Origin of the sequence: Corallococcus sp. AB011P, from assembly GCF_003611605.1 — a bacterium.
GTDB classification, from domain to species: Bacteria; Myxococcota; Myxococcia; order Myxococcales; family Myxococcaceae; genus Corallococcus; species Corallococcus coralloides.
The window spans coordinates 1-20,931 of sequence record NZ_RAVX01000019.1 but is presented as its reverse complement, the minus strand read 5'-3'; the positions used below and the strand labels follow the sequence as shown (position 1 = coordinate 20,931).

Here is a 20,931-nt window from a genome sequence, read left to right as displayed (position 1 = left end):
CTCACGCCCTCCCCATCCGGCGGCGCAGCACCACCAGCGTGGTGTCGTCCGTCAGCAGCCCCGGCGTGCGCAGCAGCCGCCGCTCCGCGAAGTCCGCGCGCACCGACTCGCGGTTGAGCTGCGCCAGCCGCCGTCGCACCGCGTCCGGGTTCGTGAAGTACCGGTCCTCCGTCCAGAAGCGCGACAGCGGGCCCACGGGCTCATCGCGCTCCGGCAGCCGCGCCTGCGAAAGGCCCAGCAGGTCCCCCACCCCGTCCGTGCCCACCAGCAACGCGTGCACATCGTCCGTGGGCACCAGCGCCCGAGGCTCCAGCTGAACGTCCTCCCCGCGCAGCAGCGCATACGCGAGATACGGCGGCGCGTTGCCCGGGAACGGCCCCAGCGCGTGTACCTCGCCGTTGAGCATCCACACCCCGTCCCCCGACGAGAAGACGAGCGTGTGAGCCGGCGTCATCACCGCCCCCACCAGCGTGAAGAGCAGGTCCCCCATCACGTCCCGCCCCAGCGTGGACACCAGGCCCTCCATCAGCTCCAACAGGTCCGAGCGCAGCCCCGGCAGGAAGTCCGCGCCGTCCACGGTCTCACCGCGCGCCAGCCTCGCCTGAGCCGCCTGCGCCAGCCGACGCACGCCCAACTGCGCCCCCAACTCGCTGCACGGCTGGCTGCCACACCCGTCCGCCACCACCACCACCAGCCCGTGCTCGCTCTCCCGGACGCAGGCGGCGTCCTGGTTGTTGCGTCCCGAGCGCGCGTGCTCCCGGCCCTGCACCGAACCCACCGCGACATCGAAGGGCAGCGTGGACATGGCTCTCCCGTGGCCCTCGAAGGGCACGCACCACCTGGGAACCTGCTGGCGAGTGGACGGCCCCGCGCCGCCCGACTTCGTGTATCAACGACACCAACATAGTGTCCAAATGACACGAAGTCAAGGCGACGTGGGACAACCTGTCAGCGGGCGCCGATGGGTGTGGCGGGAGGTGTGAGGGTTACAGCTCGAAGTTGAAGCCGGCCTTCTCGAGCTGTTTGTACTTCTTGTGGTCGAACCGGTAGAGGCGCGCGGCGCGGTGGGAGACGTCCTGCTCCACCTCGTCCAGTTCCTCCAGCAGGTCCATGGCGAGGATCTTCTTGCGGAAGTTGCGCTTGTCGAGCTCGCGCTCCAGCACCGTCTCGTACAGCCGCTGAAGCTGCGACAGCGTGAACTTGGGCGGCAGCAGTTCGAACCCGATGGGCTGGTAGCGCACCTTGCCCTTGAGCCGTTGCAGCGCGGTGGCCAGCACGTCCGCGTGGTCGAACGCGAGCTTCGGCGTATCCCAGACGGAGAACCACGCCGCCTCACGCGCGTCGGTGGACGCCTGGAGGTGGTGCTGAGACAGCTTCACCAGCGCGAAGTACGCCACGGTGATGACGCGGCCCCGGGGGTCGCGGTCCGGAGAACCGAACGTGTAGAGCTGCTCCAGGTGGCTGGTGCGCAGGCCCGCTTCTTCCTCCAGCTCACGGCGCGCGGCGTCCTCCAGGGACTCGTCCATGCGCACGAAGCCACCGGGCAGCGCCCACCGGCCCTGGTACGGCTCCACGCCGCGCTGGATGAGCAGCACCTTGAGGTCCTCTTCGTCCAACCCGAAGACGACGCAGTCCACCGTCACCGCCGGGCGCGGGTACTCATAGGTGTGGCTCATGGGAAGACCCTCCAGCCACCATCGTGTCCAGATGACACGGTGCCGGCAAGCGCCTTCACGCTTGGGAGGCGCACGGCGGCTGGACAGGTCTCCTGCGGTTCGTGAGCCCCGGCGGCCGAAGTTCTCACGAGAACGCGCGACTCACGGAGCGCAGCGGTAGGCCGTGACAGCGTGCTGGAACGGCCCCCAAGGCAGTCCACGGGCAGAAGCCGCCTGCCGGGCGCGATGTCCTCGAACTGGTCCGACTGTCGGACCAGTTCGAGCTGCCCGCCACCCGAGGCCGCGCTGTCCCGGCGAGCGCCAAGGAGGGCGGGTCCTCGCGTCCATGTCAGACCCGTCTGGTTGGATGGGCGAAGCATGGGCGAGGAGGGGGACGGAGATGGTGCGGGTGGGGCTCGTGGCGTACGTGGAGGAGCAGCTCGAGCGGGAGATTGCGCTGGGACGGCTGCCGAGGAACGGGCGGCTGGCCTCGGAGCGGATGATGGCTCGTCGCTATGGGGTGAGCCGGGGCACCGTGCGCGAGGCACTGCGGCGGCTGTCGGCACGGGGGCTGGTGGTGCAGCATCCCGGACGCCAGGCACGAGCGGTGGCACTGGATGAGTCGCTGACGCTGGAGAACCTGGGCCTGGCACTCCATGACGAGCGCTCCGAGGAGTGCCGACTGCTTTTGGAGGGCGTCTTCTTCCTCAAGCGGCAGGTGTTGGTGGAGCTGCTGGCCGACTGCTGCGCGAATGCCTCCGTCATGGATCTGCAGCGGCTGGGGGACACCTGCTTCCAGCTTTGGGACGCGGCGCGCTGGCACCCCGGGGAGCGCTGCGCGCAGCTGGAATTCGAGTTGCTGCGGCTCGCAGCCCAGGCGGCGGCACGTCCCGGGTACCAGCTCCTCATCCAGTCACTACAGCGGGCCTTCAGAGGCACTGCGGCCCGGCTGCTGCCCCTCATGGGTGGCGAGTCGCTGCGCGAGTGGGCCGTGTGCGCGACGCATGCCCTGAACGACCGCGACACCCAGGCACTCCTGCACCAGCTGCCGGCACTCCTGAAGGCGTGCGATGAGCGTGTGCTGGACGCCTTCGCACCCACCTCACAGAAGCAGGCGTCCCCCGAGGACAACCGCCCCCAGGAGTGCAGCCCCGTCGCCCCCGCGTCAGCCACCGCGCAGGATGATGCGCTTGAGGCACGCCCCTCCGTTGAGGAGCACTGCCTCGGCCGCCTCGCACCAGCCGACGAGGCGATCGAGGTTGCACCTCATGCCCCGCGGCAGGACTGTCCCGTGGAGGCGGGCAGCGCGGCGCCGCTGTTCGCAGCTGCCCCGGCGCTCGTCCCCTGCGAGCGTGATGGGGAGTGTGCCGGAGGAGACGAGACGAACGCGCCCTTGGGAAGCCTGTCCGACTGTCGGACAGGTTGTGACGCTTCTCCTCCCGAGGCGGGACTCCAGCCCAGGGCTCCATCCACCGGCGATCTCGGACAGAATCGCGTAACGGAGGACAAGGAGGGTGGATTGCTTCGCGTCGATTGCTTCGGACGCCTCCGCACGAGCCGTGCTTCCGCGCCGGATGAGGCAACGGACCGCGAACCGCCTTCCTAGACGGCGACGAGCCGCCCCAGGCGCCGCCAGTCGACCAGGTTGACGTTCTCCTCCGCGAGGTCGAACTCCAGCGAGCGGCGCATGCCCAGCACGTCGCCGCCCATCTGGAAGGGCACCTCGCGGTCGAAGTCCATCCGCAGGCGCTCCACGAAGAAGTCGTGCATGCGCGGCATGGGGTGCTCGCCGCGCCACAGGCGGAACATGTTGCGCGTGGCCTCCATCACGCCCGCGCCGTACACGCGCACGGACAGCCGGTGCGGCACCGCCTGCGCGAACGGGAACGCCTTGAAGCCGAAGCCCCACTCCGGCGTCGTCGCCGCGCCCGCCACGCCCGCGGGGCCCTGGTACAAGAGCTGCCCCTCGCCTGCGTTGGGCAGCGGCCGCACCGCTCCCGTCGCGTCGATGGTCAGCGCGGGCGCGCCCAGGTTGTAGACGGAGACGTTCGGGTTGCCCTCGCCGAACAGGTGGCGCGGCACCGTGCGCGTGAACATGGCGCCCAGGTAGCCGCGCAGGCCGGCCTGTGACTTCTTCAGCGGACCGGCGGCGGCGAGCTGGTTCTTGAAGTCCTGAATCATCTCCGCGTCCCAACCCGTGCCCGCGAAGGGAGCCACCCGGCCCTCCACCCGCACCAGCGAGAAGGGACGCAGGGGAGGCAAGCGCTCGCCATACGCGGCGATCTGCTTCAGGGCCACCTGGGGACGTGGCGCTCCGGTGACCCGGGCCCAGGCGTTGCCCGTGCCCAGCGGCAGCACGCCAATGGCCGGCAGGGCCACGCCCTGGGAGCGCAGCTCGTTGAGCAGGCCCGTGATGGTGCCGTCGCCTCCGCCCGCGAGCAGCAGGCTGGGCGGGTCATGCCTCAGCTGGTCCACCCACTCCTGGGCTTCCTCCAGGGAACGGGTCAGGGCCACCCGGGCCCGGGGGAGCAGGTCTCTGACGAGCCCGCCCATCCCCTCGGTCCCTTTACGCGCACGCAGATTGACGAGGACGGCGATGTTCATGGCGGGCGCGACTCTTCCCCAGTTCATGTCATGGCCCCGTCACGAAAAGAGCCCCGGCATGGGGACTCCCCCGGAAACATGGGCATCACACCCCCAGGGCGTGGGCCAGCCGTGCTTCCAGGTGCCGCTCGGCCGCACGCCGGCGCAGCGTCACCGCCGCGGCGGCCAGTCCTCCCGCCACCAACAGACGACGCAGCCATTGTTTTCCGGTGCCGTGGTAACCGCCCGAGGCCGTGTCCCCCTCCTCCATGGGCTGGAAGACGTTGCCGGGGGTGGGGCCCTGCCGCTCGTCCTGGAAGTGCAGCGCGTCCGTGCCGGCCCGCATGGTGCGCTCATACGTGCGGGGGAACAGGCCGTGCATCGCCGCGAAGCTCTTCCCCGCGGGGCCGACAATCACCTCGTCCTGGGGGTGGCGCAGCACGCGGAGGATGGTGCGGGCCACCCGCTCCGGTGTGTAGACGGGCTCCACCGGGCGGATGCGCCAGCCGGTGTAGTTGGCGGTGTGGCGCCACAGGGGCGTGTCGATGGCGGCGGGCATCACCGTGCACACGTCGATGCCCGTGCCCAGCAGCTCCTGGCGCAGCGACGCGGAGAAGCCGCGCACCGCGAACTTGGAGGCCACGTAGGCGCTCAGGTACGGCGCGGGCACGGTGCCAAAGGTGGAGGACACGTTGACGAGCGTCCCGTAGCCCTGGCGGCGGAACCGGGCCAGCGCCGCGCGCGCGCCGCTCACCGTGCCGAAGAAGTTGGTCTCCATGAGTTGGCGGAACGCCTCGTCCGGCGTCTCCTCCAGGCTGCCCAGCATGTAGACGCCCGCGTTGTTCACCCAGCCGTCGAAGTGGCCGAAGGCCTCCACCGCGGCCTCCGCCAGCTTCCGCACGGCCTCCGCGTCCGCCACGTCCGTGGGCACCACCAGCGCCTGGACGCCGTGGGACTCGCACTCGGCCGCCAGTTCCTCCAGGGGGTCCTCCCGGCGCGCGGCGAGCACCACGTGGGCGCCCTTCTTCGCCAGCAGCAGCGCGGTGGCCCGGCCAATGCCGCTGGAGGCGCCCGTGATGACGATGACCTTCTTCTTCCAGATGCGATCCATGGAGTGGGGTCCTTGTGGCGGGCCCGGCGGCCCGAGCGTTCGAAAGGGTTCGTGGACGGAAAGGTGGGGATGACGCCCGGCGTCGCACCCGGGACACCGGTGACTCACCCGGGGGGCAGCCAGCAAGGCAGGGGGCCCGGAATCCGGACGGGGGTCCACATGCGGGACCGGGAGGCAGGTGCCGGGGGGCGCTGGCCTGGAGGGTGGGCAGTCCGGTAGAGGACGGAACGCGGCCTGCATCGCCGGTCCGGCCATCCCTTCCACACCCACGTGACCATGCCCTTCCGTCCGAAGCCGTCCGCGTTCGCGCTGATGTTGTGCCTGATGTGCGCCACCGCCTCGGGGGCCGCGCCCCACCGGCTGGTGGTCTCCAGCGGCGATTGCCGGGACGCGGAGCTGAGCGGCCAGTCCAAGGCGTTCTACGACGCCCTCCGCGCCCGCCCTGAACAGCACGTGCTGAGCGCGCCCGAGTTCGCCGAGCGCCTCTTCCCCGACTCCTCGCGCTCCTTCGAGGACCTCCAGCGCCAGCTGGACGCCGCGCAGGACCAGTTCTACGAGGGCCGCAACGCCCGCGCGACCCAGCTCCTGGACGACGCCCTGCGCGACATCCGCCGCCTGCCGCCGGGCGAGCCTCGCTGGAAGCTCTTCGCCCACGCGCAGCTCCTGCACGGGCTCAACCACCGGGCGCTGGGGAAGACGAAGGACAGCGACGCGGCCTTCCTCCAGGTGCTGCGCCTCCAGCCGAAGTACCAGTTGGATCCGGACCAGTACGCCCCCTCCATCCGACAGGCCTTCGAGAAGCTGCGCCGCGACCTGGCCAAGACGCCCAAGGTGAAGCTGTCCCTGAAGTCCACGCTGCCCGCGGCGGACGCGTACCTGGAGGGCTTGAGCGTGGGGCAGACGCCGCTCACGCTGGAGCTGCCCGCGGGCGCGTACGAGCTGACGATGGTGAAGGGGGACGCGGTGAGCTTCCCCCGGCAGGTGCAGGCGCAGGGGGCGGACACGCCGCTGCTGGTGGACCTGGCCTACGAGGGGTCCGTGACGGCCGCGCCCTTCCCGTGCCTCTCCGCCGCGGACGGCAACGAGGAGCGCACCTGGAGCCACGCGGTGCGCCTGGGCGGCACGCTGGGCGTGGAGGAGGTCATCGTCGTGCGGCTGGAGCGCCCGAGCAGCGGGCCCAAGTGGTTCGCCGCCACGGTGCTCAACGTCGACGGCGGGCAGAAGCTGCGCGAGGGCGGCTTCAAGACGCAGGGCCTGGACGCGCCCGGTGAGGCCCTCTCCGCGCTGGTGGACTTCGTCACCACCGGGCGCTCGCCCTCCAACCTCGTGGTGATGAACAACGCCAACGGCAAGGCGCCCTGGGACGCGGGCGGCGCGAGGGGCACGGCCGGCGCCTCCGGCACGGGCGCGGACCTCACCGCGCCCAACCTGCTGTCGGAGGATGGCTCCGGCGGCGCCCCCAGCGCGGGCCTGCGCACGGCGTCGTACGTGGCGATGGGCGCGGGCGTGGCGGCCCTGGGCGGCGCGGGCGTGGTGCGGCTGTTGGCCCAGAAGGACCTGAACGGCCTGGAGGACCGCCGCGCGGCCAACGGCGGCCAGCTGGTGAGCACGGATGCGCGGGCCGTCGCGCTGCGCGACTCGCTGGTGGGCAAGAGCAACGTCATGACGGGGCTGCTCGTGGGAGGAGGCGCGGCGGTCGTCACCGGGGCGGTGCTCTTCCTGGTGTCCTCCCCCTCGAAGCCAGCGCCCGTGACGCTGGGAGTGACGGCGGACGAGACGGGCGCGGCGGCGAGCGTATCCGGAGCGTTCTGAGCGGACGGTCCCGGCCAGAGGTCCCTGGCCGGGAAGCGCCGGGCGCGTAGAGTCGCGCCCCATGCGCGCTTCCCTCCTGCTGTTGCTGCTCACGGCGAGCACCGCCCTCGCCGCGCCCCGGACGTTCCGCGTCGACTACTTCCACACCGGCAACGCCACCGAGGAGCGCTTCAGCCTGGAGCGGCTGGTGGTGGAGCCCCTGCCCTGGCCGGGCCACCCGGCGAGGGCCATCGACGAGACGAACCTGGGCAAGTACCTCTTCGAGGTGCGGGACCGGCGGACGAACCGGCTCCTGTTCTCGCGCGGCTTCGCCTCCATCTTCGGCGAGTGGGAGCTGACGGACGAGGCGAAGCAGGCCCACCGCACCTTCAGTGAATCGCTGCGCTTCCCCGCGCCGGACAGCCCCGTCCAGGTCATCCTGAAGAAGCGCGACGCGCAGAACGCCTTCCGCGAAATCTGGTCACTGGTGGTGGATCCAAAGGACCCCTTCGTGGATCCGTCCTCGCCGCCCGCGCCGGGCCCGCTGCTGAAGCTGCTGGAGAACGGGCCGCCGCAGGACAAGGTGGACTTCCTCATCCTGGGGGACGGCTACACGGAGGCGGAGCGCGCCAAGTTCGAGAAGGACGCGCGCAAGCTGGTGGAGATCCTCTTCAGCTATTCCCCCTTCAAGGAGCGCAAGGCGGACTTCAACGTCTGGGGCCTGATGCCCAAGGCGGCCGAGTCCGGCATCTCCCGGCCCTCCACCGGCGTCCACCGCCGCCCGCCCCTGGGCTCCACCTACGACGCCTTTGGCGCCGAGCGTTACATCCTCACCTTCGACAACGCCGCGCTGCGTGACACCGCCGCCTTCGCGCCCTACGAGTTCGTGGAGATCCTCTCCAACGGCAACACCTACGGCGGCGGAGGCATCTACGGCCTCTTCAGCACCGTGGCCGCCGACAGCCTCTGGGCGCCCTACGTCTTCGTCCACGAGTTCGGCCACCACTTCGCGGGGCTGGCGGACGAGTACTACACGTCCGCCCCCATCTACGGCGCCGCGCCCGCGGAGCGGGTGGAGCCCTGGGAGAAGAACGTCACCGCGCTCCACGACCCCGCCCAGCTCAAGTGGAAGGACCTGGTGGCGCCGGGGACCCCGCTGCCCACGCCCTGGAATCAGCCCGCCTATGACGCGCACGCCCTGCAGGTGCAGCAACGCCGGCAGAAGATTCGCGCGGAGCGTAAACCCGAGTCGGAGATGGACGCGCTCTTCGTGGCGCAGCGGGACTGGGAGGAGAAATTCCTGGGCACACAGAAGTTGTCCGGGAAGGTGGGCGCCTTCGAGGGGGCGCACTACGAGGCGAAGGGTTACTTCCGGCCCCAGATGGACTGCATGATGTTCACCCGGGACCGGGTGCCCTTCTGCGCGGTGTGCCAGCGCGGCATCAGCGAGGTCATCGACCTGTACGCGGGTCCAGCGTCCGCCCCGGCACGGAAGAGTCCCTGACTTCCTTCGATTCCCAGGCCCCTGGGCGTCCTTTCAGGTGACAGGGACGTGGCAGGTGGTTGGGCAAATGGACGCCCCTCTGTTTTCGGGTGTAAGGGGGACCGAACCTGCAATCTGGACCCCCATCTGGGAGGCATTCACATGCTGAAGCAGAGCCTGAAGCGGAGCTGGCTGCCGGCGCTCGTGACCACCGTGTTCGTCACGGTCGGCACGGGTTGCGGCGACGAGTGTGTCGATCAGTTCGACTGTCGTGACAAGGGCGCGGCGCCCGCGGGCCAGATCTACGCCTGCGTGGAGAACAAGTGCGAGCTGCGCACGGTGAACACGCCTCCGGAAGAGGACGCGGGCACCACGACGGACGCGGGCACCGACGGTGGCACCACGACGCCGGCGCAGACGAGCGCGCAGATCTCCGCGTTCATCGCGGCCCCGACGGGCGCTCTGGCCACGCCGCAGCCCGTGAGCGGCGCGTTCGTGACCTTCATCAAGCCCGAGGTGACGGGTAGCTCGGCCACGGAGGCCTCCGGCTTCTTCCTGCAGGCCGAGGCCAACGGGCCGGCGATGTTCGTGCGCGGCTCCGCGTCCACCACGGCGGTCGCCGTGGGTGACCTCGTGACGCTGAACGTCACGGAGAAGGAGATCATCAGCGGGCTCAACGTGGCGAAGACCGTCACGGACCTGACCGTGGTGAGCAAGAACAACGACGTGTCGGGCCTCAAGGTGGACATCTCCGGCGAGAGCAGCTTCGAGGACGGCGGCACGACCGGCATCTACGAGAGCCGCCTGGTCACCGTGTCCGGCAAGCTGGAGGCGGGCGCTGGCAGCGGCTCGTCCTTCACCGCCTTCCCGCTGATCACCACGGGTGAGCCGTCCCCCAGCCCCCTGCGCCTGCGCGTGCCCAACACCCTGTCCACGGACCTGGACCTGGTCCTGGGCTGCGACGTGGCCGTGCCCACCGGCATCGTCTGGCGCTTCAACGCCCAGCCGCAGGTGTCCGTGTTCGCGCCGGAGCAGCTCACCATCACCTCGTGCCCCGCGCCGAAGCTCACCGAGGCGCGTGCGCTGAGCGCCACGGAAGTGCGGCTGACGTTCGACCGGAGGCTCGACGCGGCCAGCGTGGAGGCGGCGGACTTCGGCATCACGCCGACCGTGGCCGTCTCCGCGGCGACGGCGACGGGCAACCAGGTCGCGCTGACCACGGCGGATCTGACGGCTGGCACTGAGTACACGGTGACCGTGAACGGCGAGGTGAAGGACACCGCCGGCAAGGCCGTGGACGACGCGGCCAAGACCGCGAAGTTCACCGGCCTGACGTCTGCTCCGACGGGCGCGTCGCTGGTCATCAACGAGATCGACTACGACAACGTGGGCACCGACAACGCGGAGTTCCTGGAGATCTACAACCGCGGCACCGCGGCGGCGGACCTGACCAACGTCAAGCTGGTGTTCGTCAACGGCGACTCCACCGCCAACCCGCGCGTGGAGTACCTGAAGTTCAACCTGGCCGACACCAAGGACGCGCAGGGCAACGCGGTCACGTCGCTGCCCGCGGGCGGCTACATCGTCGCGGCGGCCGAGCCGTACTTCACCACGGCGACCCTGCCGGCGGGCACGCTGCGGCTGATCATCAAGTCGGCCACCAACGCGAACACCGACATCATCCAGAACGGCAGCGGTGACGGCGTGGGCCTGGTTGACGACACGACGGGCACGCTCCTCGACACCGTGTTCTACGAGCCGGGCAACCAGAACAGCACGTTCTCCATCGCCACGGCCGCGGGTACCGTGTCGCTGAACTTCGCGGAGGGCACGCGCACCTCCGCGTCGGACTCGAACTCCGCGGCGGGCTCCCTGCAGCGGACTCCGAACGGCAACGACACGAACGACAACAACGCGGACTTCGCGTTCGTGACCACCCCGACGCCGGGTGCGCCGACGCCGTAATCGCCGGACCTGACACCTTGACGTAACCCAGGGCCGCGTTCCCCCACCGGGGGGCGCGGCCCTTCTTCTTGGAAGACAGGGGGATGTGTCACTCTTGGAAGCAGGGGATGCACCGCCCGTCATGGCGGTGGGCCGCAGCCCCCCCTTGCAGCGTCCGGACCGGATGGCATCCATGGCTCTTCCTCGAATCGTCGCGCCGCTCGTCGCCCTGCTGCTCACCGCGTGTCCCAGCTCCACGCCTCCGACGCCGGTCGTGCCTTCCGACGCCGGGGTGAAAGCCGACAGTGGTGTGCCCTCCGACAGCGGCGTGACTTCCGACGGTGGCGTGCCCGGTGATGGCGGTACACCTGACGACGGTGGCGTGCCCGGTGATGGCGGTACACCTGACGACGGTGGCGTACCCGGTGATGGCGGTACACCTGACGATGGTGGCGTGCCCGGTGATGGCGGCTCGTCGGGTGATGGCGGTATGCCGGACGATGGCGGCTCGCCTTCCGATGGCGGCAGCATGTCCCCCGATGCGGGAGTTCCGGATGCAGGCATTCCGGCGCTGACGGTGACGTCCCTGGGGCTCGGGGACGGACGCGTGGGGGAGCCCTACGCCATGACGTTCACTGCCTCCGGCGGGCGGGCGCCGCTCACCTGGAGCTTCACCGGCACGCTGGCCGCGGGGCTCACCCTCTCCACCGACGGCGCCCTGTCCGGCACGCCCACCGCCGCGGGCACGGTGCCCTTCACCGCCATCGTGCGCGACGCGGACGGCCAGACCGCGTCCGCGCGGCTGCTGATGAGGGTGGAGCCGACCCTCTCCCTGTTCACCGTGGGCCACTGGAACCTGGAGTGGTTCGGCGCGCCCAACCAGGGCCCGGCCAACTCCACCTCCGACGGCGGCGTGCCCGACGACCTCCAGGTCGCGGGGGCGACGAACGTCATCCGCGACGCGGGGGCCCACGTCTGGGGCCTGGTGGAGATGGTGGACACCGCGGACTTCAACACGCTCATGGCGGGGTTGCCCGGCGGCTACAGAGGCTTCCTCGCCAACAACACCACCTACGTCCTCAGCGGCACGTCGCTGTACTCCGCGGGCGAGCAGAAGCCCGGCATCCTCTACGACAGCTCGCTCACCTACCGCAGCGCGCAGATCATCCTCACCGCGCAGGCCGCCGACTTCGGCGGACGCCCGCCGCTGCGCGTGGACTTCACCACCCGCATCCACGGCGAGGACGCGCCGCTGGTCGTCATCGTCACTCACATGAAGGCCTTCGAGGACATGACGTCCTACGGCCAGCGCCAGCGCTCCTCGGCCGCCCTCAAGAGCTACCTGGACCAGTGGCTGCCCGAAGCGCGCGTGCTCGTCATCGGCGACTGGAACGATGACCTGGACCACTCCATCTCCACGCAGAACGGCGTGGCGCTGCCCACGCCCTTCCTGAACTTCCTGGACGACCCCACGCACTACACCTTCCTCACGAAGGTGCTGACCGACGCCACCATCCGCACCACCACGGAGTACAACGAGGTCATCGACCACACGCTCGTCACCGACGAGGTCGCCGTGGACGCGGTGCCCGGCGGCGTCCAGGTGCTCCGGCCCGACGCGACCATTCCGGACTACGCCCGCACCGTCAGCGACCACTACCCCGTCCTCACCCGCTACGACCTGAGCGGCGTTCCCGGTCCGCGCGTGCGGGTCACCGAGCCCCTCGGTGGCACGTTCGTCGTGGGCACCCCGCTGGCGGTCACGTGGCGCTCGGCGGGCGTGAGCACCGTGCGCATCGAGGCCACCTACGACAGCGGCGACATCTGGAGCGTCGTGGCCCCTTCCGTGAGCGCTAGCGCGGGGACCTTCACGTGGACCGTGCCGGACGTGGAGAGCGACCTGGTGCGCGTGCGCGTGGTGGACACGGCCAACGCGTCGCGCTTCGACATGAGCCCCGGCCGCATCTGGTTCACGCGCGCGGAGCCCCGCGTGATCATCAACGAGCTGCTCGCCAACGAGCCCGCGCTCCCCGGCGGCACCGCGCACGAGTTCGTGGAGCTCTACAACACGGGGACGGCCCCGCTGGACCTGTCCGGCTGGATCCTGTGGGACGCCCTGAACCCGCAGCACGTCTTCGCCGCGGGCACGGTGCTGCAACCGGGCCGGCCCCTGGTCGTCTTCGGTGGGCCCGCGGGCTTCCCGGCCGGCACGCCCGACACCGTCGCGGCCTCCAGCGGGTCCCTGAGCCTCAACAACACGTCGGACAGCGTGCAGCTCAAGCGCCCGGACGGCGGCGTCGTGGACCGCGTCGAGTACTTCAGCACCGTGGACGCGGTGTCCATCAACCGCTCCCCGGACCTGTCGCCAGACGCGAGCTTCGTGCTGCACACCACGCTGACGCCCGGGCTGCAGTCCTCGCCGGGCCGGCGCGCGGACGGAGGCGCGTTCTAGTCAGCGCAGCGGCGGGGCCGCGGGGTCGGGCCCGGGCTCCGGCTCCGCGGGCACCGCCTCCACGTCCCGGGCGATCCACTCCTGGCCATGGTCCTCGTAGGTGACGCGGATCTCATCGCCCTCGGACATGTCGTGCAGCTGCACGTTCTCGTCGGCGCGCTTGAGCCGCGTGGCCTCGTCCACGAAGACCTCCTGCTCATGGCCATGGCCGTCCACGAAGAGCAGCTCGTCGTCGCCCACCCAGGACACGCGGCCCGCGGCCCAGCCCATGGGCCGGGGCTGCTGACCGGAGCCGCCCGTCCCCTCTGGCGCCGGAGCGGGGGGCGGCGCGCCCTTCGCCTCCGAGCCCGCGGTCTTCAGCGCCTTGGGGTCCACGGTCTCCTTGGAGGCCATCAGCCCGCGCAGCACCTCCGAACGTCCCTCGCGGTGCTTCGCGGAAGGGCCGTCCGCCCCCGGCTCGCCGCCGTGGCACGCCGACAGTCCCCCGAGTCCCACCAGGCCCAGCACCAGCAGGCCCGCCGTCCCGCGCATTCTTCGCATTGGCCACGTCCTCCCGCGTCGTGCGAAAGAGCCCGCATCCCGACGGAGTCCGTCCATGGCGCACGAGCCCGCTCTCCCCCGGTAAAGATGGGGACACCCTGCCCCGCCGGGAACCACGACCGTTCGAGCCTGGGCCTGGCTACCCGACGCGCCCTCCTCCCCGGCCGGAGGGCGGGCGGGCACGCGCTGCCCCGCTGCCTTCCGGAAGCAGCGCCTATCCGGCCAGGAGCCAGTCGCGCACCGCGAGGAAGCGGGCCGTGGGTGCCGCGGCCCTGCGCCACGCGACATAGAGCGTTCCCCGAGGCCGTCGCGCGGAGCGCCGGCCCTGCTCTGGCGTGAGCGTCACGACCCGCTTCTCGCGCACGGCGGGCGCCACCAGGTAGTCGGGCAGCACCGCCAGCCCCACGCCCGCATCCACCAGGGCCAGCATCTCGTCCAGGTTCGCGACGCGGCACACCACCTGCGCCGGCAGGGGCTCCTTTGGCCCGAAGGCGGCGCGCCACCACGGCGCCAGCATGGCCAGGTCCGCGTCGAAGGCGATGAACCGGTGCGCACCGAAGTCGCGCGCACCACGCGGGGTTCCCCAGCGCTTCAGGTACGCGGGCGCGCCCACGGCGACGAACTCCTCCTGGGCCACCGGCCGGACCTCCAGTCCCGGAGCGTCCGGCAACAGCCCGAGGATGCCCAGGTCCAGCGCGCCCTCCAGCAACAGCCGAGACACGCGGCTGGGCACGTCGAAGCGCACGTCCAGCCGCAGCTCCGGGTGTCGCGCCAGCAGGCCCGGCAGGCGGGGCCGGAGCCAGTACCGGAAGAAGGGCCAGGGGCCGCCGAGGGACACCTCGCCGCGCACCGCGCGCTGGGCTTCGGAGGCTGCTTCCAGCGCCGCGTCCAGCGCGGGCAGGTGCTCGCCCAGCCGCGCGACGAGGGCGGCGCCCGCCGGAGTGAGACGGGCCCGGCGCCCCACCCGTTCGAACAGCGCCACGCCCACGTGCCGCTCCAGGGCCTTGAGCTGCTGACCCACGGCGGAGGCGGTGATGCCCAGGCGCGTGGCGGCGGCCGCGTGCGTGCCCGCCCGGCTGACCTCCCACAGCGTCCAGAGCGCTTCGTGATTGCCAAGCATGGCTTCAGTTTATGTGAAGCAGCTCTCGATTTTCTTGGGGAGGGCCGGGACGTATTTCATCGCCCATCGCCCCCGTGGAAGGGGGCTCGAAGGAGGACGTCCCATGGAAGCGCTCACCGCCGTGAAGGTGCTGCTCATCGTCACCAGCCACTCGCAGTTCGGGAACACCGGGGAGAAGACGGGCTTCTGGTTGGAGGAGCTCGCCGCGCCGTACGAGCAGTTCACCAAGGCCGGGGCCCAGGTGGACATCGCGTCGCCGCTGGGCGGCAAGGCGCCCGTGGATCCGCGCAGTGAAAAGGAGCAGACGGAGGACACACGCGCCTTCCTCGCGGACGCCGAGGCGACGAAGAAGCTGGCGAACACGAAGGTGCTCGCCCAGGTGAAGGACACCTACGACGCGTACTTCGTGGTGGGCGGGCACGGCGTGATGTGGGACCTGGCGAAGCACGCGCCGACGCACCAGCTGCTGTCCGCGGGCTACGCGCGGGGCTCGGTGGTGGCGGCGGTCTGCCACGGCCCGGCGGCGCTGGTGGGCGTGAAGGGACCGGACGGCAAGCCGCTGGTGGCGGGCAAGCGCGTGGCGGCCTTCAGCAACGCGGAGGAGCAGGCGGCGAAGTTCGACGCCATCGTCCCCTTCCCGCTGGAGACCCGGATGCACGAGCTGGGCGCACGCTACGAGTCCGGCCCGCTGTGGAAGAGCTTCACGGTGCGCGACGGGCGGCTCGTCACGGGGCAGAACCCGGCGTCCTCGGCCGCCACCGCGCAGGAGGTCCTGAAGGTCCTGGCCGAGAAGAAGCAGGCCCCGGCCCCCAAGGGCTGAGGTCCGCCGCGTCAGCCGAACTGGAAGCCGGAGATGCGCGTCCCCATCATGGAGCCGGACCAGGCGGTGGTGCCCCGGTCCTCACCGGCGGCACCGGCGGCGACCATCAAGGGGAGCAGGTGCTCCTCGCGAGGATGGGCGAGCCGCGCGTAGGGAGCCTGCATCCACTGCGTGAGCTTGGCGTCACGCTCGGATGAGGGAGAGGTGACGGCGTCCTGGACCCACGCGTCGAACTTCGCGGAGACCTCGTGCGCGCGAGGGTCTCCGAAGGCGCGCAGGTTGTGGAACGTCATCCCGCTGCCGATGATGAACACACCCTCGTCGCGGAGCGGCGCGAGCGCCCGGCCCATGGCCAGGTGCTCCGCCGGGTCCAGCCCCTGCTTCAGCGACAGCTGGACGCAGGGGATGTCCGCCTCCGGATACGTCAGCTTCAGCGGGATGAAGGTGCCATGGTCATAGCCGCGCGCCGGGTCCTCCGACGTGGCGAAGCCCGCCGAGGAGAGCAGTTCGCGCACGCGCGAGGCGAGCCGTGGGTTGCCCGTCGCCGGCCAGGGGATGCGGTACGACTCCGGCGGGAACCCGTAATAGTCATACAGGATGGGTGGCGCGGTGGACGTCATCACCGTGGCCACGGGCTCCTCCCAGTGGGCGGAGATGACGAGCAGCGCCTTGGGTGGCGTCGCGAGCTGCTGGCCCACCTGGCGCAGGTAGGTCGCGAGCGCCTGGACCTCGGCTTTCGGAAGGCCCATTTCCACGAAGGGCCAGGGGCCACCGCCGTGCGGGATGAAGACGACGGGCAGGCGCGAGGGGGCGGTATTGGACGGGTCGGTCGGCATGGGGTCCTCTTGAGCCATTCAACTCCACGGGTGGACCGGCGCGCCAACGCACTCCGGGTGGACCCCTGCGTCCGCTTGAGACACGACGTCTTCTGCTATGAACCCGCGCTGGGGGACGGATGGGTGGTCCCGTCGCGAAGGGGGTTGCATGAAGAGCATCATCGGGTGGGCGCTCGCCGCGTTCGGCGTCTTTGGCATTGGCCTCGAGATCGACAAGCTGATCAATGGCACCGCGGACCACACGGTCGCGGGGATCATCCTCGGCGCCGTCTTCGTCCTCGGAGGCCTGGCGCTCGTCCGCTCCGCGCGGCGCGCGAAGCTGCCGCCCGAATTGAGGGATGCGCCTGTCGTGGTGCGGCCCTCGCTGGACTCCCGCGACGTCGAGCGGGCCGTGCTCGCCTGCGCGCAGGGGCACGGCGGCCGCGTCACCATCGCCGAGGTGGCGACGGGCACGCACCTCTCCTTCACCGAGGCCAAGGAGGTGCTCGAGGAGCTCTCCCGCGCGGGCGCCTGCACCGTGGACGTCACGGAGAACGGCGCGTTCATCTACGAGTTCACCGGCCTGATGCCGCGCGAGACGGCTCCCTCGGCGCTCAAGGCCTGAGGCCCTCGCTCCCGCTCAGACTTCCTCGTCGGGCAGGGATGGCACTCCACCGGCCGAACAACTCCCTGCTCGCAGCGCCCGCCGCGACTACCGTCCCAGTTTGAGGGTCACGGTCGCGGAGTCCTCCACCACCGACCCCTTCAGCGTGAAGCGCAGTTCCCAGACGCCGGGCATGAAGAGGTCCGCGTCGGAGACCTCGAAGCTCCCTGGCTCTCTCGCGGTGACTCGGGGAACTTCGGAGATGCCGTGGCCCATGGCGGGCATCCAGGGCTGGACGGACAGCACGACACCGGGCACCGGCTTTCCCGACACGGCCTCGGTGATTCGCACCTGGAACGTCTGAACGCCTCTTCGGAGCGGTGTCATCGAGGAGAGGACCTCGACGCGGAGCCGGCCGGATGCGCTGGCCACTGTTCCCACGGTAGCGACCGCGCTCACCTGGCCAGCATCTGGTTCGGCGGAGGGTGTCGCTCCCAGCAACAGCATTCCCATCAGCAGTGCCTTGATCATCCTTGCCGTGTAGCGGAAGAGGCCCGCCCGGGTTCTGCGACAAGGTGTCGCATCGCGCATGCGGTCTGGATGCGAGAGGGTGCGCCATCATGTCCGCCCTTCCGTCCTCTTCCGCGCAGCCCCGCTCGTGGGTGTTCGTGGTGCTGGGAGCCGCGGGGCTGACCGTGTCCGCGCTCGCATGCGCGGCGCTCGTGCTGGTGCTGGACTTCGCCTGGTCGGAGGCGCCGACGACGAATGCCTCGTGGGAGCTGGAGGTCCCCCCTCCGGTGTATGGGCCACTGCCCTCGCTCACCCTTCGCGATGAGCAGGGCCAACCGCTGGAGACCGGGCAGCTTCAGGGACAGCTCACCCTGCTCCACTTGGACGCGCATCCCCTCCCCTTCCTGCGGCAGGTCCAAGAACGGCTGAAGGCCGACGGCGTCCCAGTCCAGGTCGTCATCGCGACGTCGCGCGACTCCACGGTGCTCCACCCGGATTGGCAGCCGCTGCGGGACAGCGGACGCCTTCTGTTGCTGGTGGACCAACGCCTCCAGGTCCGGGGCGTCTACGACTCGAACCAGACGCCATCCACTTCCGAACGCGTCATCACGGACGCGCGCTGTCTGCGCTCCTGTCCCCCTCTATGAAGACCCCATCCCTATTCGTGCTCGCCGGAGCAGCGGTCATCGCGTTGCTGTTCACCGCGTGGCCTCGCGTTCAACGCGAACGCGCGCGCATCGCCGCGGAGAACCTGCCCTTGTACGGGCCGCTCCCGCGCTTCGAGCTGACCGCCCAGACGGGACGCCCCTTCTCCGACACCGACATGCGGGGCCACCTCTACGTGGCGGACTTCTTCTTCACCCGCTGCCCCACCGTGTGCCCGCTGCTCACGGAGAAGATGCTGCGCGTGCAGCGACAGGCCCGGGAGCAGGGCTTGGACGTGCGCTTCGCCTCGTTCAGCGTCGACCCTCGCTACGACACGCCGGAGAGGCTGACCGCCTATGCGCGCGACCATCGCATCGACACGTCCAACTGGACGCTGCTGACAGGGCCGCTGGACCAGGTGGAGACGACCGTCCTGGAGGGCTTCCGGGTGATGATGGGCCGCGACGCCGACGCGGGCGAAGACGACTTCTTCAGCGTCTTCCATGGGGAGCACTTCGTGCTCGTGGACGCCCGGGGACAGCTTCGCGGCTACTACCGGGTCACCGAGGGAGCAGGCGGATTGGAAGCCCTGCTCCGGGACGCCGCGCTGCTGTCCCAGGCCCCGGAGTAACAACACGGAATTCAGGACAACCCGAGCGTCCGGTGGCAAGGGGTGAGTACACTCGCGCGGCCGTCCATCCTCGCCCCGCCTTCGACCCGGAGAACAGAGTGTCGCACCCCACGATCCGCACCATCCTTGGCGCATCCGCCCCGGACTCGCTTGACCCCTTCAGCACCGCATTGCTGGTGATCGACTTCCAGGAAGAATACTTCAGCGGAAAACTGCCCATTCCGGATGGGACGCGAGCACTGAACAACGCCAGGCGACTCATCGCCTTCGCGGATCGGCACAAGCTGCCGGTCTTCCACGTGTGGCACGTGAGCCCGTCCGGCGCTCCCGTCTTCGCCCACGACAGCGCGACGGTCTTCTGCCACAAGGACCTCCAGCCGGCCGCCCATCACAAGGTCGTGAAGAAGAACCAGATCAGCGTGTTCCAGGGCACGGAGCTCCATCACGAGCTGCAGATCTCCCGAATCAAGACGCTGATCATCTCCGGCCTGATGACCCACGCCTGCGTGTCCGGCGCGGCGCGTGATGCGGTCCCCCTCGGCTACAACGTCATCGTGGCGGACGACGCCTCGGCCACCCGGGACATCGATGTGCCCGGCGGCGGCACCATTCCCCATGATGTGCTGCACAAGTCCGCGCTGGTGACCATCGCCGACACCTTTGGCGCCGTCATGGGCACCAACGCCATCGTGAATCTGAACGTCCGCTGACGTGAAGGAATTCAGCGGGCTCGCCGCACAAGACGAGCTCGCTTTCTTCCCATGACGCTGGCGCCTGCTGGATCGCGAAGTGGACGCTCAAAAGGATGCGGATTGCATGAGCCCCGCTCGGACCAACAATTCGCGCACCCGCCGCGCCAGCGCGATGTGCTCGGGGTTGGCCACGGTGAATCGCTCGGGGGTCAGGATGATCAACGTGCCCTTGTCCTCGACCGGCTCGATGCGCACGGGGGTGGGCAGTGGCGGCACCGCGCCCAAGCGAAGTGAGAGGTACGTAAACCACCCCAGGGAAAAGGGCGCCGAGTCTGGCTCCGGGTACTGCATCCTGTAGGTAGTCGAGCCCGCCAATGCCCAGTCGGGCTCCCAGGCGGAAATCATCGCTCTCACGATGCCTTCCAGGACAGGAGTCGTAACGATCCGGTCCGCGTTCGGCCCCCTTCTGGGTAGTGGCATCACGCAGTGATTGGGGTTGGCACCACTGTAGTCGCCGCACTTGATGCGCAGGTCTACGCTGTCCGCGCCGATTCCTCCGTTCCCGAACCAGAAGCTAAAGCCAAGATCCTCGAAAGCAGGCCCCCCCTTCTCGCGGTTCACCCCGCGCTGAAACATCTCGGCCAGCGTCGGCACATCGGGTGGCATCAGAGGATGCTTGAGTGCGTCCTTCCGTGACCTTGCGGGCTTGTACCAATGGGCAAGGAAGGGATCACAGGAGGCCAGGAGGTTGAGGAATGCCGCTGTCCGCCGGGCACACTCTTCGGGAGACTCCTTGCGTGAGCCCCAGTAGGCGCAAGCATTGTAAGTCTCCGGGTATATCTCTGGCGTGGATGTGCTGGTCACGAATCAACCTCTTCAGAGTGCCGGAGTGTGGACGACTTCAACTCCTTTGATTCCCGCTTCCTGAAGGAGCTTCCGCATTGCGTCGGCAGCACGCTTTTCCGCAACGTGCCATCGGATGGGAACTCCACTCTCCCTAAGCTTCCTACTCTGTCGATCAGCCTGAGCAATAAGGTCCTTGGCCCCAGAATGGCGGAACTGAAGTTGCCCCGGTTTCGTGGAGTCCCACCCGCTGTGCGAAAAGGGTCCCACGATGCCGAAGTCACGCCCCCCATACCCGCCGGAGTTCCGTGAGCGGGTCGTCGAGCTGATGAAGGCCGGCCGGTCCGGCAAGAGTCTCGCAAGAGAGTTCGGTTGCACCGAGCAGAGCATCCGCAACTGGAAGAAGCAGCTGGAGGGGAGCGGCAGTCGCGCCCCCAGCAGCAACGGCGAGAGCAGGCCAGCTCCCAGGGCGAGCAGTGCCGCCTCGGATGAGCGCGCCGAACTCGAGCGGCTGCGGCGCGAGGTGCGGGTGCTGCGCGAGGAGCGCGACATCCTAAAAAAAGCTGCGGTGCGCTCAACCCGTCAACGCAACACCTGGTGCAGTTTGGCGGCGGGAGTTTCGAACCCCAGGGTCTTTCTCGGACGCTGGTTCAATCTGAGGGCCACTGCGTCTAGTTCTCGCTGAGAGAGAG

The 20,931-nt window shown here is 69.8% G+C and carries 19 protein-coding genes and 2 pseudogenes; 11 read left to right on the top strand and 10 right to left on the bottom strand.

The genetic code is table 11. The annotated features are described in order from the left end of the window. Position 1: 1 nt before the first annotated feature. Positions 2 to 805 carry a protein phosphatase 2C domain-containing protein gene (locus D7X30_RS32625; protein WP_120566885.1) on the bottom strand — a complete coding sequence of 268 codons (804 nt, stop codon included), beginning with the start codon at positions 803 to 805 and terminating at the stop codon, positions 2 to 4. A gap of 181 nt (positions 806 to 986) precedes the next feature. After that, on the bottom strand, positions 987 to 1,676 hold the full coding sequence (locus D7X30_RS32620) for an NUDIX domain-containing protein (RefSeq protein ID WP_014393057.1): 690 nt from the start codon (positions 1,674 to 1,676) through the stop codon (positions 987 to 989). A gap of 346 nt (positions 1,677 to 2,022) precedes the next feature. On the opposite strand from D7X30_RS32620, the gene D7X30_RS32615 reads away from it, so the two are divergent. Then, positions 2,023 to 3,261 (top strand): FadR/GntR family transcriptional regulator, encoded by a 1,239-nt coding sequence (locus tag D7X30_RS32615; protein WP_233591917.1) that lies wholly within the window; start codon positions 2,023 to 2,025, stop codon positions 3,259 to 3,261. Here the strand turns inward: D7X30_RS32615 and D7X30_RS32610 are convergent. Together D7X30_RS32610 and D7X30_RS32605 are read right to left on the bottom strand one after the other, a co-directional pair. Continuing rightward, positions 3,258 to 4,259: a diacylglycerol kinase family protein gene (locus D7X30_RS32610; protein ID WP_120566883.1), complete on the bottom strand. Its 1,002-nt coding sequence runs from the start codon at positions 4,257 to 4,259 to the stop codon at positions 3,258 to 3,260. The two genes, D7X30_RS32615 and D7X30_RS32610, sit on opposite strands and share 4 nt — an antisense overlap. An 85-nt stretch (positions 4,260 to 4,344) precedes the next feature. Next, the gene (locus tag D7X30_RS32605; RefSeq protein WP_120566882.1) at positions 4,345 to 5,349 is read right to left on the bottom strand and encodes an SDR family oxidoreductase; all 1,005 of its coding nucleotides are present in this window, start codon (positions 5,347 to 5,349) and stop codon (positions 4,345 to 4,347) included. Positions 5,350 to 5,625: 276 nt separating this feature from the next. Here D7X30_RS32605 and D7X30_RS32600 point away from each other — a divergent pair, with 276 nt between their 5' ends. From D7X30_RS32600 to D7X30_RS32580, 4 genes are all read left to right on the top strand, one after another. Continuing rightward, positions 5,626 to 7,161, top strand: coding sequence for a PEGA domain-containing protein (locus D7X30_RS32600; protein WP_120566998.1), 1,536 nt, complete (start codon positions 5,626 to 5,628; stop codon positions 7,159 to 7,161). A 61-nt stretch (positions 7,162 to 7,222) separates the two neighbouring features. Next, complete coding sequence (locus D7X30_RS32595; RefSeq protein ID WP_120566881.1) at positions 7,223 to 8,644, top strand: IgA Peptidase M64; 1,422 nt, start codon at positions 7,223 to 7,225, stop codon at positions 8,642 to 8,644. Between the two features lie 141 nt (positions 8,645 to 8,785). Next, positions 8,786 to 10,588: a lamin tail domain-containing protein gene (locus tag D7X30_RS32590; protein ID WP_120566880.1), complete on the top strand. Its 1,803-nt coding sequence runs from the start codon at positions 8,786 to 8,788 to the stop codon at positions 10,586 to 10,588. 172 nt (positions 10,589 to 10,760) lie between these two features. Beyond that, positions 10,761 to 13,019, top strand: coding sequence for a lamin tail domain-containing protein (locus D7X30_RS32580; protein ID WP_233591915.1), 2,259 nt, complete (start codon positions 10,761 to 10,763; stop codon positions 13,017 to 13,019). Here the strand turns inward: D7X30_RS32580 and D7X30_RS32575 are convergent, their stop codons facing one another. Further along, positions 13,020 to 13,559, bottom strand: coding sequence for a hypothetical protein (locus D7X30_RS32575; protein ID WP_147443375.1), 540 nt, complete (start codon positions 13,557 to 13,559; stop codon positions 13,020 to 13,022). A gap of 214 nt (positions 13,560 to 13,773) precedes the next feature. After that, the gene (locus D7X30_RS32570; protein ID WP_120566877.1) at positions 13,774 to 14,679 is read right to left on the bottom strand and encodes a LysR family transcriptional regulator; all 906 of its coding nucleotides are present in this window, start codon (positions 14,677 to 14,679) and stop codon (positions 13,774 to 13,776) included. A 103-nt stretch (positions 14,680 to 14,782) separates the two neighbouring features. Between D7X30_RS32570 and D7X30_RS32565 the strand changes: the two genes are divergently transcribed. After that, positions 14,783 to 15,499, top strand: coding sequence for a type 1 glutamine amidotransferase domain-containing protein (locus D7X30_RS32565; RefSeq protein ID WP_120566876.1), 717 nt, complete (start codon positions 14,783 to 14,785; stop codon positions 15,497 to 15,499). A gap of 11 nt (positions 15,500 to 15,510) precedes the next feature. On the opposite strand, the gene D7X30_RS32560 is transcribed toward D7X30_RS32565, so the two are convergent. Beyond that, on the bottom strand, positions 15,511 to 16,335 hold the full coding sequence (locus tag D7X30_RS32560) for a class III extradiol ring-cleavage dioxygenase (RefSeq protein ID WP_120566875.1): 825 nt from the start codon (positions 16,333 to 16,335) through the stop codon (positions 15,511 to 15,513). A 148-nt stretch (positions 16,336 to 16,483) separates the two neighbouring features. Between D7X30_RS32560 and D7X30_RS32555 the strand changes: the two genes are divergently transcribed. Continuing rightward, positions 16,484 to 16,939 carry a hypothetical protein gene (locus tag D7X30_RS32555; RefSeq protein ID WP_120566874.1) on the top strand — a complete coding sequence of 152 codons (456 nt, stop codon included), beginning with the start codon at positions 16,484 to 16,486 and terminating at the stop codon, positions 16,937 to 16,939. An 87-nt stretch (positions 16,940 to 17,026) separates the two neighbouring features. Here D7X30_RS32555 and D7X30_RS32550 read toward each other — a convergent pair whose 3' ends face one another. Then, a complete protein-coding gene (locus tag D7X30_RS32550) occupies positions 17,027 to 17,425 on the bottom strand; it encodes a FixH family protein (protein WP_255424221.1) in 399 nt (132 codons plus the stop codon). A gap of 113 nt (positions 17,426 to 17,538) precedes the next feature. Between D7X30_RS32550 and D7X30_RS32545 the strand changes: the two genes are divergently transcribed. The 3 genes from D7X30_RS32545 to D7X30_RS32535 all read left to right on the top strand — a co-directional run bounded on the left by D7X30_RS32545 (position 17,539) and on the right by D7X30_RS32535 (position 19,414). After that, on the top strand, positions 17,539 to 18,075 hold the full coding sequence (locus tag D7X30_RS32545) for a hypothetical protein (RefSeq protein WP_120566873.1): 537 nt from the start codon (positions 17,539 to 17,541) through the stop codon (positions 18,073 to 18,075). A gap of 17 nt (positions 18,076 to 18,092) precedes the next feature. Beyond that, complete coding sequence (locus D7X30_RS32540; protein WP_233591913.1) at positions 18,093 to 18,704, top strand: SCO family protein; 612 nt, start codon at positions 18,093 to 18,095, stop codon at positions 18,702 to 18,704. A gap of 98 nt (positions 18,705 to 18,802) precedes the next feature. After that, positions 18,803 to 19,414, top strand: coding sequence for a cysteine hydrolase family protein (locus tag D7X30_RS32535; RefSeq protein WP_120566871.1), 612 nt, complete (start codon positions 18,803 to 18,805; stop codon positions 19,412 to 19,414). An 87-nt stretch (positions 19,415 to 19,501) separates the two neighbouring features. On the opposite strand, the gene D7X30_RS32530 is transcribed toward D7X30_RS32535, so the two are convergent. After that, positions 19,502 to 20,260, bottom strand: a complete 759-nt coding sequence (locus tag D7X30_RS32530) for an immunity 52 family protein (RefSeq protein ID WP_120566870.1) — start codon at positions 20,258 to 20,260, stop codon at positions 19,502 to 19,504. Between the two features lie 250 nt (positions 20,261 to 20,510). Between D7X30_RS32530 and D7X30_RS32525 the strand changes: the two are divergent. Then, positions 20,511 to 20,804: pseudogene (locus D7X30_RS32525) on the top strand (transposase); the annotation flags it as partial. 17 nt (positions 20,805 to 20,821) lie between these two features. Here the strand turns inward: D7X30_RS32525 and D7X30_RS43185 are convergent. Then, positions 20,822 to 20,931: pseudogene (locus D7X30_RS43185) on the bottom strand (IS30 family transposase); the annotation flags it as partial.